The sequence below is a fragment of the Candidatus Nitrospira allomarina genome (assembly GCF_032050975.1).
GTDB lineage: Bacteria > Nitrospirota > Nitrospiria > Nitrospirales > UBA8639 > Nitrospira_E > Nitrospira_E allomarina.
On the sequence record NZ_CP116967.1, the window covers coordinates 2,610,418 to 2,624,123 of the forward strand.

A 13,706-nucleotide genomic window follows, 5' to 3' on the forward strand; every position below is an offset into this window, starting at 1 on the left:
AAGTTTCAAGGGAAAAGCACAACTTTTCTAAACTCATTTTGGTGAAACCGAAAATTTTTATAGGCGTCAGGAGCTTCATCAAGGGTATAGCGGTGTGAGATGATGAAAGACGGATAAATCTCTTCCTTTTGGATGCGTTCAAACAATGGTTGCATATAATTATGCACATGAGTCTGACCGCAGCGTATGGTAATGCCTTTACCAAAGATGGCGCCAATCGGAAATTTATCGGCAACACCCCCATATACGCCGGGTATGGAGATCGTGCCGTTTTTGCGAACGGCTCGTGTCGCTTGGCGAAGGACATGAATGCGATCGGTCGCGAGAAGACTTGCCACCTTAACCCGGTCGAAGAGAGCGTCTACGGTTGTGCCGTGAGACTCGAGTCCCACGGCGTCAATGCAGGCATCAGGGCCCCGGCCACCGGTCGCATTCATGAGGTAGTCATAGACGTCATCCTCATCAAAATTGATAGTTTCTATTCGATCATCCTCATGAAATTGTCCGGGGTGGGCCTGGCGCGCCAGGGCCAGACGTTGTGGAAAATGATCAATGGCAAATACCCTTTCCGCTCCTAGCATCAGGGCGCTTCGTATGGCAAATTGCCCCACGGGTCCACAACCCCAGACAGCAATGGTATCGCCTTGCTGAATCCCGCAGTTTTCCGCTGCCTGATATCCAGTCGGAAAGATATCGGAGAGGAACAACACTTCCTCATCCTTCATACCATTGTGAATTTTGAGCGGTCCCGTATCCGCAAAGGGCACCCGGACATATTCGGCTTGTCCTCCTGCATACCCGCCGAGCATATGGGAATATCCGAACAGTCCGGCAGGGGAATGTCCATAGGCCGCCTCTGCCATCCATGCGTTGGGGTTGGAATTGTCGCAACACGACCACATCTTGCCGGTACAAAAATAACACCTTCCACACGCGATGTTAAATGGGACGACGACCCGATCGCCTTTTCGGAGGTTGTGTACGCCGGCTCCGACTTCGACAATTTCTCCCATAAACTCATGACCGAGGATGTCGCCGGCCTTCATGGTCGGAATATACCCGTCATACAGGTGGAGGTCTGAGCCGCAGATAGCCGTAAGGGTGACGCGAACGATAGCATCACGGGGATTGAGAATTTCCGGGTCCGGAACGTTCTCCATCCGGACGTCATGTGTTCCGTTCCAACAGACTGCTCGCATGAGAAGATTCCTTCCAGCCTACAACAGGCATTGACGTATTGTTCAGAAAGAGACACGGCATAGCTATCGACTTTTCCCCGATCTGGAATTGCCGTTTCGTTCAAGAGTAAAGTCGACAAATTAAGGTCTTACGTCCCCAGGGTCTCTGTATCGCCACCTAGGGCCGTTGCTCCGTAGCCACGGGGTCGGTAATCCCAAGTTCGTCGCCCACTTCCCGTACCTTCTGCACGAGCCCGGAATGGTCGGAATCGGCCGAAGACTGCTGGTTTCGCGAAATTTCTCCGGTCTCCATTAATTGGCGAAAGCGTCGAAGGTCCTCGCTTACCTGACGTGCAGGGTCATCGGGAAGCAGCTTCGCCATTGCTGCGCCAAATACTCCTCCCGGCGGAGTCCATCGACAATCCAGGGAGAGAATCGTTCCGCGATTTCCGGCCGCGCGTCGAAGGGACAAGACTCCCTCGTGTTCAAGATTGGAATGTAGTTCAATCGTCCGCCATTTGATCAGTTCGTTTTGACGTTCTTCAAGAATCTCAGCTTCCCAATGAAAAATTTTATTGAAGGGGCCACGTGCCTGCCAACGGGAATGTCTCTCGTCGAGTTCCTGGACCGCGACGATATTTTGCATGAACCGTGGTAAATTTTTAAAATCCCGCCAAAACGAATAGAGGTCCTCCTGTGATCGATTGATTGTAATGGACTCTCGGAAATGCACAGTTCTATTCAGGGGATGCCGTATATGAGATCCATGCAATTCGTCAATTCCAATAGCCTCATACAGGCGGCTATGGCTTGTAAGACCATGGATGACTAATCCGCTCCCGAATAACAGGGGTAGAATACCGCGCCTATGTTGTTGCCCTAGGCCATGAACAATTAAACCACTGCCGATTCCTAAGCAAAGGATCTGCTCCAGAGCCCCGATATTTGTCCTTTTCATATGACATCTCCAATACCAATAATTCCGGCCCATATAATCGGGCAATTGGCAGTCATGCCATCCTGATCACAATACGGGACACCATACACCCTCCCATCCACCTCGGTTACTGGTAATATCCCTGGATATAATCCAGAAACAGAACAATGAAGATATTTCTTCAATCGCATGAGAGAATCAGCCCTTCATGCCCGCGCAGATCAAGACGGCCATGGATTTTATCGCCTTCCTTGTCCAGAAACGTCGAAAGACAGACCCGGGCTTGAAACGAAGTGTCCCGATCAAGTATTTGCGGTTCACCACTAAAGTTGAGTACCACCAGATGATCACCGTCGTGACTCTTTCGCAGGTAGGCCATAAGCGAGTTGTGAACATTGAGAAATTCCGGTCGCTCGTGCAAAAAGAAAGATTTGTCGTGACGGATCGCGAACAGCCGGCGATACAGAGTGAGGAGTGAGCGTGGATTCCCGCTTTGGGAGGACACGTTTGCCGTCTGAAAATCCTCTGCGATCGGGAGCCAGGGTTCCCGTGAAGAGAATCCGGCGTGGAGATCCGGGTTCCATTGCATCGGTGTGCGTTCCGGATCGCGGTTTCGCCCGGTCCTCCGGCCCTGAGGATCGATGGCCTGTTCGGCAGGAATCGGGACTCCACGCATGCCGATCTCTTCTCCATAGTACAGCACCGGGGTGCCGGGCAGCGTGAGGAGCAACATGGCTGCCACGCGCGTCAATTCTCCTTGGAGGCGCATGGCCAACCGCAGACAATCGTGCGTGCTGAAAATCCACGAGGGCCATCCGTGAGGCGGCACATCCTGAATATAGGATTGTACCGAGCGAGCCAAATCCTCAACCGTCCACGGCGTCCACGCCAGTTTCATGGTCAATGGTAAATGCAACTCCCGTGTCTCGTTTCCGTAGTAGGCTGTCACTTGAGGCACGGGCAAATACAGTTCACCAGCCAACATCTTGTCGTCACCGAACTCTTCCGCGACCCTGCGCATGGTGGCAACAATTTCATGGATCCCGTCCTGATCCCGTGTGTGATGCGGAAGCAATCGGCTATCCGGTCCCTGTCCGTCCTCGTACTCCGGATTTGGCGGGTTATCGCGAAACTGATCATCCTTAAGCAGCAAATCGAGAGCGTCAATGCGAAATCCATCTACTCCTCTTTCCAGCCAGAACCGCATCGTGTCGAATAGGGCCGCCCGGACATCCGGATTCCGCCAGTTCAGGTCCGGTTGTTTGTCGAGGAACGTATGGAGGTAGAACTGTGCCGTGGTCGCGTCCCATTGCCAGACGCTGCCCCCAAAGACACTGATCCAATTATTCGGAGGGGATCCATCCGGTTTTCCGTCTCGCCACAGATACCAGTGGCGCTTGGCACTTTCTCGATTCGACCGTGAATCGAGAAACCAGGGATGCTCGTCTGACGTATGATTGGGCACCCAATCCAGGATAATTTTGAGATTCCGGCGATGGGCTTCGGCCACCATTTCGTCAAAATCGTGCAGCGATCCAAATTTCGGCTCGACGTTTTGATAGTCGGTGATATCGTACCCAAGGTCGGCCAGGGGGGAGGGATAAATCGGTGACAACCAAATGGCCCGGACTCCCAGCCACTCGAGGTATTCCAGGCGCCGGGTAATTCCCTGCAGATCCCCGTATCCATCTCCGTTGGTATCAAGGAAGGAAGGGACTAACAGCTGATAAATGGCACCGTCCTGCCACCAGTGCAGGGAGTCTGACACGTCCGTTCCTCCTTTCGCATAACAAGTCTTATCAGCATTCCGGCTCTGTCTCATGAGAGAGGGACTCTGTAAGACGTTGTGTAGACCCGGTCTCCTACAATACCAAGAGAGCGGCCATCCGCAGTTTGGCTAATTTGGAAAAGATTCGGGTGAAAATATCCGTTGATGGCGAGTGCAAAATTGTGGTTTTAAAGAGCCGACGACCAAAATATGACCGGAACTCCCGACAACAATATGATTACGCGGCGCCTGATGCGACACACAACCGGCGACGATTGGCGAAACTTTCTGATCGCCCGGGAATGGCTTGTGACCAATGGCTTAGGCGGGTACGCCTCGGGCACCTTGGCTGGAATCGCCACCCGCCGCTACCACGGATTATTTATTGCCGCACTGCCCGCTCCCCTTGGGAGGCAGATGACCTTGGCACATCTATCGGAACGTGTCCGCCTGGCAGATGGCACCCTAATCAAACTGAGCGGGGAGGCACATGACCTCCCAGATTCCTCTCCACACGGAATCGATTGCCTGACGGAATTTCGGCTTGAAATGGGGCTTCCCGTCTGGCGTTATGAATTAGCCGGCGCGACGATCGAAAAGCACATTCTTATGCCTCATCAACAAAATACCGTGCATATTATCTATCGACTGCTTCATGGGGATTCCGTCCGGTTGAAATTGATGCCATCGGTGCACAACCGTTCGCATGACGCACCAGTGAACACACCTTTGCCGGGAGTCTTTCGCTTGACAGAAGTTGAGTCAAAATATGAACTGAGCGTGTTGCCGGATCTTCCGACGCTCCGAATGCACCTACATGGAGCTCGACAGGCATTTACCGTGAATCGCCAGACCCTGGCCGAAAGGATGTACCCGGTAGAAGAGAGTCGCGGGTATGCAGAGAGTGGAACACTCTGGTCTCCCGGTTACTTTAGAGCCGATCTTTCACAGGACCATCCTGTGTGCCTCACCGCGTCGACCGAGTCCTGGGAAGTTGTGACGGCCTTGCCGGTTGATGAGGTTTGGCGGTTGGAACATGAGCGACGGAGACGCATCCTTGCTGCGGCACCCGAAGGGGCCCGCAGCGGGATAGGTCCGGAACTGGTGCTGGCCGCAGACCAATTTATTATCAAGCCCGTCGGTCGTATCGCGGATTCCGCGCGAGCCAGTGCCGAGGGAGACGAAATTCGTACAATTATCGCCGGGTATCATTGGTTTACCGATTGGGGTCGGGACACCATGATCAGTTTGGAAGGTCTGGCATTGATGACAGGACGCCAGGCCGAAGCAGGGTATACCTTACGGCTGTTTGCCCATTACCTCCGCGATGGGCTGCTGCCGAACCTGTTTCCGGAAGGCGATCAACAAGGCCTCTATCATACCGCCGATGCCACCTTGTGGTTCTTTCAAGCCATAGGCCGGTATCTGGAAACCACGGGCGACATGGAGACATTGAATGTGTTACTGCCTCACCTCCAGGCAATCGCCGAACATCACCTGGACGGTACACGGTTCGGGATTCGGGTTGATCCGGAAGACGGCTTGTTACGGCAGGGGGAAGAGGGCTATCAATTAACATGGATGGATGCCAAAGTCGACGGGTGGGTCGTCACCCCGCGACGCGGCAAAGCCGTCGAGATCAATGCCCTATGGTATAACGCTCTCTGCCTCCTTGGCCAATGGGTCCGCCGGGTTAGAGGAAACACTGAGGCCGGGCAATGGGAGGCCCACGCTGAGCGCACACGGGTGTCTTTTAACCGGCGTTTTTGGTACGAACCGGGCGGTCACTTATTCGATGTGGTGGACGGTGAGCAAGGGGACGATGCGGCCTGTCGGCCCAATCAATTGCTGGCCATTTCCTTGACGCATCCTGTTCTCGATCGCCGATATTGGGACGCGGTCCTGAATATCGTTCAGGATCGCCTACTGACGCCATTCGGATTACGATCCTTATCGGCCGATCATCCCAGCTACAACGCAAAATATGATGGCAATTTGCTCGCGCGCGACGCGGCTTATCATCAAGGAACCGTATGGGCATGGCTGATCGGTCCCTTTATCGACGCGTGGCTCAAAGTGCATCCAGAGGATGTCGCAGGGGCGCGTCAATTCCTCTCAGGATTGAAAGACCATCTGAACGAAGGATGCATCGGCAGCATCAGCGAAATTTTCGATGCTGAAGCGCCCTTTACCCCACGCGGCTGTATTGCGCAAGCCTGGAGCGTAGCGGAAGTTTTGCGCTGTTGGGTCAAAACAACTCCCGACGTTCATAAGGCATAGGACGTAAGTCCTGCGGAGGGGAAGTTAGAATGCCTCCCACTTTCCTGCATCCTGTTTCTCTCCTGAATCTTCTCATGTTTCACGGCAAACCCCCAGACGGAGGCGAGCTGGAATATCCTGCTGCCACGTCAACTTGCAAGGGTTATGTATAGTTGCGTTTCCGCTCGATTTCAAAAATCATCTTCTCATAAGCACATGTTTCCGGATACAGAATTTGGGGTTTACCGCATGGTCTTTTATTTTTTAGAGAAGAAACCAACGAGAAAGGGAAAGTTCTATGATAACTCCCGCCAGTATTAAAGGGCATCCATTGCACGTCATGTTGATTCCCTTGCCTCTCGGTTTATGGATTTTTTCATGGGTGGCCGATCTGATCTATATCAGCGGGTGGGGAGGAGAAGAATGGCGCATCGTGGGCTTCTATACTCTCAGTGGAGGTGTGGTAGGTGCCTTACTGGCTGCCATTCCGGGATATCTTGATTTTAGGTCGCTCATCAATCCTCATTCAAAAAAAATTGGCATCCGGCATATGACCCTTAATTTGATCATCGTGGCATTATTTGGGGTGAATGCCTGGATTCGTGCAGTGGATCCAACATGGGAAGCAGGATTTATTCTTTCGACGTTGGGAGTCCTCCTTCTGGCAATATCCGGATGGTTAGGCGGAGAACTGGTGTATAAGCACGGCGTGGGCGTTGATACGGGGCATGTTTTGCGCACCACGGAAGAACGATAACACCGGAATAACCGGAGCCAACAAACAAAGCCTTGGACGGTGACAATTCCGGGTGTCGGCCCGGTTTTGGATGTAGCTCAAAGATACTTTTCATATTTCAATCTATACTTCAATGACCACCATAGAGCAGAAACTGTGGTTCTCGTGCCTTGGAGAGTTCCATGGACAGGATGATCTTTCCTCTTATGTGTGCGTATCATTCGGATGCCCTTTCTCATGGCGTGTTTGTTGTGTGACTCGTCCTATTTTCTCCTCCGAAAACGGTTACTGTTCCACCCTTCCTGCAGACGGAAAACGTTGCATGTTTCTCTGATATGAAGAGGGCATGATGAACCATTTGTATGTCGTGTTCGTCTGTCTCTCATGCACTCTTATCGGGTGTGACGAGTTCCCCAAGGATACCCACCACACACTTCAGCATATTCAGTCCCGGGGGGTGTTACGGATAGGCGCCATTGACCAGGCCCCGTGGGCCTATCGCGAGGAGGGGGTGGCGAAGGGCATCGAAATCAAGCTGGCCGTGGCCTTCGCCCGTTCGCTTGGCGCGGAACCTCAAGTTGAGTTTCTCTCCGAAGCCGATGCGACTGAATACCTCCGGCAGCATCAGATTGATTTGATGGTAGGGGGACTGACAAATGCCAGTCCACGCAAAGATGAATTGGGTTTGACGAGAAATTATTTTCAAACAGGGGATGAACAAACGTATGAGCATGTTCTGGCTGTTCCGAAGGGAGAAAATGGATTTCTGGTGAGACTGGAAACGTTTTTGAAGCAGCAGCAAGATCGCATCCAACAATTGTGGGAAGCGGAGAGCCGTGCATGAAGCCCGCACCGCAATATGAATTTACTGAAAAGCAGCATGAAGCGGTTCGCCGGTCCCGGCGGTTGGAGTATACCACATTGGCATATTTGGGAAGTCTCATTCCTATCATGTATGTGGTTTTAGGTTCATCTCAGGCCATGAAAACAGCCTGGGTGGAAGATTGTTTGAGTCTGATTCCTCCGCTGTGTTTTCTGATTGGCACGCATATTTGCTGGAAAAAACCTAATAAGCACTTTCCTTATGGGTACCACCGTGTGATTTCCATCTTATTTCTCTGCGCGGCCCTCGCCCTGTTGGGCATGGGAACATTTCTGATCATCGATGCGTCGATGAAACTGGTCACGCAAGACTATCCGACAATCGGGATGATGGAATTGTTTGGCGTCGATGTATGGCTGGGATGGTGGATGATTCTTGTTCTGTCCTGGGGCACCTTTCCTCCTCTTTTCCTTGGACGCGCCAAGCTGAAATATGCCTGGACGTTGAACGATAAAATTCTCTTGACTGACGGAAAAATGAATAAGGCCGATTGGGAGACCGGCGTCGCGGCTATTGCCGGCGTGTTAGGAGCCGGAATGGGATGGTGGTGGGCGGATCCTGTGGCCGCCGGGTTTATTGCATTCGGCATCATAAAGGATGGCTGGAGCCAGACAAAGGACGCTGTGACGGGATTGGTCAATCGCGCCCCTACTTCCCTCGAGAATGAATACCTGAACCTCCCCGACAAGGTGAATGATGCACTTCTCGAGTTCCCCTGGGTTGGCCGCGCGCAAAACCGGTTATATGAACATGGTCATCTCATTTTTGGAGAAGGGTTTGTTTCCTTGAAGGAACATGAACCTATCTCTCCTGATCAGATACAGGATGCCATTCAAAAGATACAAGATCTTGATTGGCGGCTGCAAAACTTTACCTTGACCGTATTGCCTGAGGAGAAGGAACAACAATAGTTGGTTCTTACCGGGTCGGATTATTGTGAGGGAAGCCGAAATTACAAATTTGGCCACATATAAACGTATGTTGCATTGCTGGGTGAAAACCGGACACGAGTTCATCGAGCTTATCATTATCAAATGAAATCATGTGAAAAGGTTAGTGGGGAAGGCGCGGTGGGACCACCGGGCTGGCAGTTCCGGAGGAGGAATTGCCCACTTCCTATTCCAAGTACACCTGTCAATAAGAATCCAGGCGGCATTGACCATTCGTTGGATCCCAAGACGATTGCGACGCTAAGAAATTCCCTGGCGCCGGGAACCTGAATCAATAATCCTACATCGTGACAATGGCTCCGATTGAATGTGAGTTTGTCCTGATAAGCATTCCCCTCTCGAAAGCTTCATTCATGCAGCGGTGAGGTGACGATGATCACACCGTGTCAGACGGATGTAGGTGGACATTTTTGCAAGCCCCTTCAGCAATTCGTCCATACCTCACATAATCCGCCCCGTGGTGTACTACGGAACATCATATTTATGGTCAGGAGAAAAACTTTTCATTCATAAGGGGAGGGTTCAATGGATATTTATCAGGCGCTCAGAGAAGATCATCAAGAAGCTAAACAACTATTCAGCCAAATCGAAGCCGCGGGGAAGAACAGTGATTCCCGGGAAAAACTGTTTCTCAAACTTAAGGATGCCTTGGAAGCGCATAGCGAAGCGGAAGAGCAGGTCTTCTATGCTCCCCTTCAAAAAAAGAAGGAGACAAAACAAAAAATCGAGCATGCCAACAAAGAGCACGAAAAAGTCACCACGTTGTTGAATGAAATCGAGGCAATGGATCACAATGATGAGAGTTGGTTGAAGAAGGTCACCAAACTGAAAGAAGATGTTCAACATCATATCCAGGAAGAAGAAGGCGAAATTTTTAAGAACGCTCAGGGTATTCTTTCACAGCAACAGGCCGACCATATGGGTGAAGAATTCAAGCAGGTCAAGGAACAGAAGGTCTAGGGAAAGAGGACTTGGACCTGCCTCGAAGACGGACATCTATGACCGGGATGGAGGAAAATAATGGCGGATAAATGGGGATTGTGTAAAAGGTGCCAATGGTGGCAAATCGAACCATCAGCAAATATTGAAGATGCTACAATGGGACTGTGTATCGATGAAAACCTTCAACCGTATCGATTGTTGGTCTCCGGCAATAGTGGATGCAATCGATTCATGAAAGGTAATCCGGCACAAGCGAAAGGGTCCTCTTCGCGGCCTCCGACTGCCGAGCCCACCCGATAAGGGAACGGGATTATGGCCTGCTGGTGAAATGGGGGAATGTGAAGGCTGTCTCTCATTCGAACACGTCGGAGGGATCCATCAAAGGAAGGAATGGCGAACAGAGTTTGTTACGCCCGGTAGTCATCCATGGGTTCAACGAAGAATTCAACTCATAATATTGGCGGGAGGAATGGATCGTTCCGAACGCTCTGAGGGAGAGTTGATTTGAAGCTTCAAGTGGAGTACGGATTATTGGTCTGGTATTTGGGGTTTTTCGTGTTTATGGGATTGGCTCCCAATGACCCCCAAAGTTGGGCCTTTGCAAATATCCTCCCGCTTCTCTTCGTCGGTGGGTTAACCATGACTCATCGGCGGTGGCCGTTTTCAATGGCTTCCTATATTCTCCTCACCGTGTTTCTGACGTTACATACGATAGGTTCTCACTATACTTACGCACAAGTGCCGTTCGGCCTCTGGCTGGAAGAGTTCTTTGAATTGCCCCGGAACCATTTCGATCGGATTGTGCATTTTTGTTTCGGGTTGCTCTTCGCCCTGCCATTGCATGAACTCTTCTCCCGGATTTCCGGAATGGCTGCATGGCTCCGCTCCGGCATGGTCCTGATCACTCTGGTGGGGCTGGGGGGGGTGTGGGAAATTCTCGAATCCTGGGTTACCAGAATTGCCCATCCCGAATTAGGTCTAGCCTATCTGGGTGCCCAGGGAGATATCTGGGATCCACAGAAGGATATGGCCGCGACATTATATGGAGCATTAGCTTCTCTGGTGATCCTGGTAGGAGCACGGAAAATCACGGGGACCCGTTTCGCGATGACCCGGGAAAGGCCGGTGGAACTTCCGCATGCAATTGACCACTGCGATAAGCGTCAATAATCAGAAGTCGTTTAAGGACCGGACTCTCCTTCACGGGTTAATAGCCTGGTATGCGGTGTTTTGGATATTGCTCGCCATAGAACCGCTCGACCGGCATGATTGGTTTCTCGAAAATATTTTAGCGATAGGACTGGTCATTGTCCTTGTCGCGACGTATCGATGGTTTCCCTTATCGGACGTTTCCTATATTTTCCTCACGGTGTTTATGACCCTCCATGCGATCGGAGCCCATTATACCTATTCAAACGTCCCGCTGGGATTCTGGATGCAGGATTGGTGGGGATTTGAGCGCAATCATTTTGACCGTATCGCGCATTTTTCATTCGGGCTGCTCCTGGCTTATCCTTTAAGGGAGTTATTCCTTCGCCGGGTCAATGTGCGTGGGTTCTGGGCTTATTATCTCCCCATTAGCGGAATATTGGCCCTCAGTGGATTCTTCGAAATTATCGAATCGTGGGTGGCTCTTCTCGTTAGTCCGGAATTGGGGGAGGCCTATCTGGGCACTCAGGGGGACGAATGGGATGCACAAAAAGATATGACGGTGGCGGTCATCGGGGCTTTTTTCACAATCATGCTGACCTATGTTCTTTCCAAGTTAGCGTCACAAAAATCTCCACCGACTTCTTCCTAGCATTTTGTCAATTTCCAATGCTTCGACTCTCCACTGCGCATTTTATCCCGATCCATGCTCAAAGATATGTTTTCAGGGGACCAATCCGGCAGGAGTCTTTTCGCCAAACTCTCAACCATCTAGGCATGTTGGCCTTGTGCATATGTCTGGTGATGATTTCCCCTCGGTTCGCATCGGGAGAAGGAACCGACACGCCGCTTGCCGGAGAACCCCATCATACGGAAATCTTTGGACAGGAAATTTATGTCCCTCCACGGGATCGCCGACATGTGACGGCGATCAATATCGGGATGAATTGGATTCCGGACGGACCCAAGCGGTTAGAGCTTCTCCCTTTCGGTGCGTTGTTTGTCTGGCGCAATTGGGAGGACGAAAACCAGCGGTTTCGGGGGACATTCTCAGGGGTATTCAATGACATCCAGTATCAGCGGGGTCTGTCATCAACCAGCCCATGGTTTGCCGCCATGACATTTGAAAATGTGATCATTCCATTCGGCCGATATGAATATGTAGAAGGACAGGCTATCAAGGACGTGGAATTGGAATGGAATTATTTCTTTGGGGGGATTGGTATCGGGTATCGCACGCCGTTATCCCCGGGGGGGCAGGATAATGCCGCTGAATTTTCTTTAACGTATGAACCCGGTTACCGTTGGTTCGATCGCAGTTCAAAAACCTCCAATAATTTCATTGTGCCCCAGAACACGTATGAAGGCCGAGTCCATGCCCGGCTTCGGATAGATAAATTCGAACGAAATCTTATGGAGTTGCTTCATCACGGATTCGCTTTCGGAGGCGATGCCCTCTACGGACATCGGGCTCATTGGCGTCAGTGGGGAGATCCGGCATTCGAGACCCCGGATAACCATGATGACCGCACATTTATGATGGCCAGCTTCTATGCCGCCCTCGCAGGGAAGGTACCCTGGGTACCGACAGAGCGGCACAGATTGATTGTCACGATGTATGGTGGAATCGGGAAGAACCTTGACCGGTTTTCCACTTTCCGGTTGCCTGGGCGTCCCACGGGGTATGAATGGGAAGCGCTCTCCCGTCCTCTCATTCCGGGAGTAGCCTTTAATGAATTGTTTCCTCGGAAATACGCGATTGCAAATTTCACCTACCGGTATGAGGCGTTGTTTTTTTTGTATCCGTATATTCGAGGAACCTGGTCCGCGATTGAACGAGCCCGTTTCACCGGAGATGGTTCTATTCGTAATCAGGTCGATATGCTGCCGGCGGTGGGAGGCGGAATCGTCAGTGGGGCTCCATGGGGTTCACAAATAGAGATCAATTATAGTTATAACTTTGGCATATACCGTGATCGCCATGGGCCGAAGCTGGGAGGAAATAGTGTCGTGGTGTTTTGGTCAAAGCTTCTTTAACACGACGCGAGACCTTCCCGCATCCGAATGTTTTCATGAGGATCAGGATGAGAATCCTTGCCTTTTCTTTTTTCTTTCGATACGGTCAGTTCCGTTCTTGAGTCGGGACCTGTGGATCGACATGCACTTCTGTTTGAACCACCCCATAAAAGATCGTCGCCAGGGACAGAATCAACAAAAAATAAAAGGCCACACGCGCCGGTCCTAAAATAGGGGTCGAAACGACTCCGAATCCAATTACGGCAAAAAGTCCTGCAATGATGAGTAATATGAAACCGATGGTGAGCATGGGTACCTCCTTTTTCGCAGGCAAGTAACCGATTTGAAAAAGTTTTCGGCCAGGGGTTTCCCCTTCACGGCCTTTCGGAAGAGCTAAATACTTATTCAGCATTTTTATGGCTCTTTGAACGACTTCAGCCGTATGGAGAGCGTTCCGTCCGGTGGTTTGCACGATTTGTTCGCGACCACTGAATCCATCGACAACGACTCATTCATGTTTTGCCGATGACTCCCGAATCTTCGGAAGAAAATTTCGTTCATCAGATATTGTTCCTATCCGCACCACGCCCAGCGTTGTAGAATTCCAGGTTTACGTCCCATCCGATTTTGACATGGCAGCGGAAAAATTCTAGGCCAAAACCTCACAGGGATCGATCCTGGTGTCAGCCTGCGGCAGAGCTACCATTTATCGACCCCGTTACCAATTACACGCTTCTTTTCACCGGCCTCATCGTTTCCACAAAACCCCCGGTCTTGTTTTTTACTTTCAAGGTATTCGTACGCAAGGTAAATGGCCGCCCCCATCGCACGCTTAGGGAGAATGGGGTTGGTGTCTTCGATGTTTTCATTGATCACCACAATTTGAAT

General features: G+C 51.2%; 14 protein-coding genes. 9 read left to right on the top strand and 5 right to left on the bottom strand.

What is annotated here, in order from left to right; translation table 11 throughout:
• Positions 1-5 precede the first annotated feature (5 nt).
• From PP769_RS11560 to PP769_RS11570, 3 genes are all read right to left on the bottom strand, one after another.
• The gene (locus PP769_RS11560; protein ID WP_312640215.1) at positions 6-1,199 is read right to left on the bottom strand and encodes a zinc-dependent alcohol dehydrogenase; all 1,194 of its coding nucleotides are present in this window, start codon (positions 1,197-1,199) and stop codon (positions 6-8) included.
• A gap of 157 nt (positions 1,200-1,356) precedes the next feature.
• Positions 1,357-2,136, bottom strand: coding sequence for an SRPBCC family protein (locus tag PP769_RS11565; protein WP_312640216.1), 780 nt, complete (start codon positions 2,134-2,136; stop codon positions 1,357-1,359).
• Between the two features lie 160 nt (positions 2,137-2,296).
• Complete coding sequence (locus tag PP769_RS11570; protein ID WP_312640217.1) at positions 2,297-3,883, bottom strand: alpha-amylase family glycosyl hydrolase; 1,587 nt, start codon at positions 3,881-3,883, stop codon at positions 2,297-2,299.
• A 234-nt stretch (positions 3,884-4,117) separates the two neighbouring features.
• Between PP769_RS11570 and PP769_RS11575 the strand changes: the two genes are divergently transcribed.
• The 9 genes from PP769_RS11575 (at position 4,118) to PP769_RS11615 (ending at position 12,839) form a co-directional block, all read left to right on the top strand.
• Positions 4,118-6,163, top strand: a complete 2,046-nt coding sequence (locus PP769_RS11575) for an amylo-alpha-1,6-glucosidase (RefSeq protein ID WP_376753442.1) — start codon at positions 4,118-4,120, stop codon at positions 6,161-6,163.
• A gap of 277 nt (positions 6,164-6,440) precedes the next feature.
• Positions 6,441-6,899 (top strand): DUF2231 domain-containing protein, encoded by a 459-nt coding sequence (locus tag PP769_RS11580; RefSeq protein WP_312640219.1) that lies wholly within the window; start codon positions 6,441-6,443, stop codon positions 6,897-6,899.
• 325 nt (positions 6,900-7,224) lie between these two features.
• Positions 7,225-7,722, top strand: a complete 498-nt coding sequence (locus PP769_RS11585; protein ID WP_312640220.1) for a substrate-binding periplasmic protein — start codon at positions 7,225-7,227, stop codon at positions 7,720-7,722.
• On the top strand, positions 7,719-8,672 hold the full coding sequence (locus PP769_RS11590) for a cation efflux transmembrane domain-containing protein (RefSeq protein ID WP_312640221.1): 954 nt from the start codon (positions 7,719-7,721) through the stop codon (positions 8,670-8,672). Before PP769_RS11585 ends, PP769_RS11590 begins: the two co-directional genes overlap by 4 nt.
• Before the next feature lie 564 nt (positions 8,673-9,236).
• Positions 9,237-9,671: a hemerythrin domain-containing protein gene (locus PP769_RS11595; protein WP_312640222.1), complete on the top strand. Its 435-nt coding sequence runs from the start codon at positions 9,237-9,239 to the stop codon at positions 9,669-9,671.
• A gap of 60 nt (positions 9,672-9,731) precedes the next feature.
• Positions 9,732-9,953, top strand: a complete 222-nt coding sequence (locus tag PP769_RS11600; protein WP_312640223.1) for a hypothetical protein — start codon at positions 9,732-9,734, stop codon at positions 9,951-9,953.
• Between the two features lie 204 nt (positions 9,954-10,157).
• A complete protein-coding gene (locus PP769_RS11605; RefSeq protein WP_312640224.1) occupies positions 10,158-10,823 on the top strand; it encodes a DUF2238 domain-containing protein in 666 nt (221 codons plus the stop codon).
• Complete coding sequence (locus PP769_RS11610; protein WP_312640225.1) at positions 10,792-11,454, top strand: DUF2238 domain-containing protein; 663 nt, start codon at positions 10,792-10,794, stop codon at positions 11,452-11,454. The genes PP769_RS11605 and PP769_RS11610 overlap by 32 nt, the downstream gene beginning before the upstream one ends.
• 149 nt (positions 11,455-11,603) lie before the next feature.
• A complete protein-coding gene (locus PP769_RS11615) occupies positions 11,604-12,839 on the top strand; it encodes a hypothetical protein (protein WP_312640226.1) in 1,236 nt (411 codons plus the stop codon).
• Positions 12,840-12,924: 85 nt separating this feature from the next.
• Here the strand turns inward: PP769_RS11615 and PP769_RS11620 are convergent, their stop codons facing one another.
• Positions 12,925-13,128 carry a hypothetical protein gene (locus tag PP769_RS11620; RefSeq protein ID WP_312640227.1) on the bottom strand — a complete coding sequence of 68 codons (204 nt, stop codon included), beginning with the start codon at positions 13,126-13,128 and terminating at the stop codon, positions 12,925-12,927.
• 389 nt (positions 13,129-13,517) lie between these two features.
• Positions 13,518-13,697, bottom strand: coding sequence for a hypothetical protein (locus tag PP769_RS11625; protein WP_312640228.1), 180 nt, complete (start codon positions 13,695-13,697; stop codon positions 13,518-13,520).
• Between the last annotated feature and the right edge of the window lie 9 nt (positions 13,698-13,706).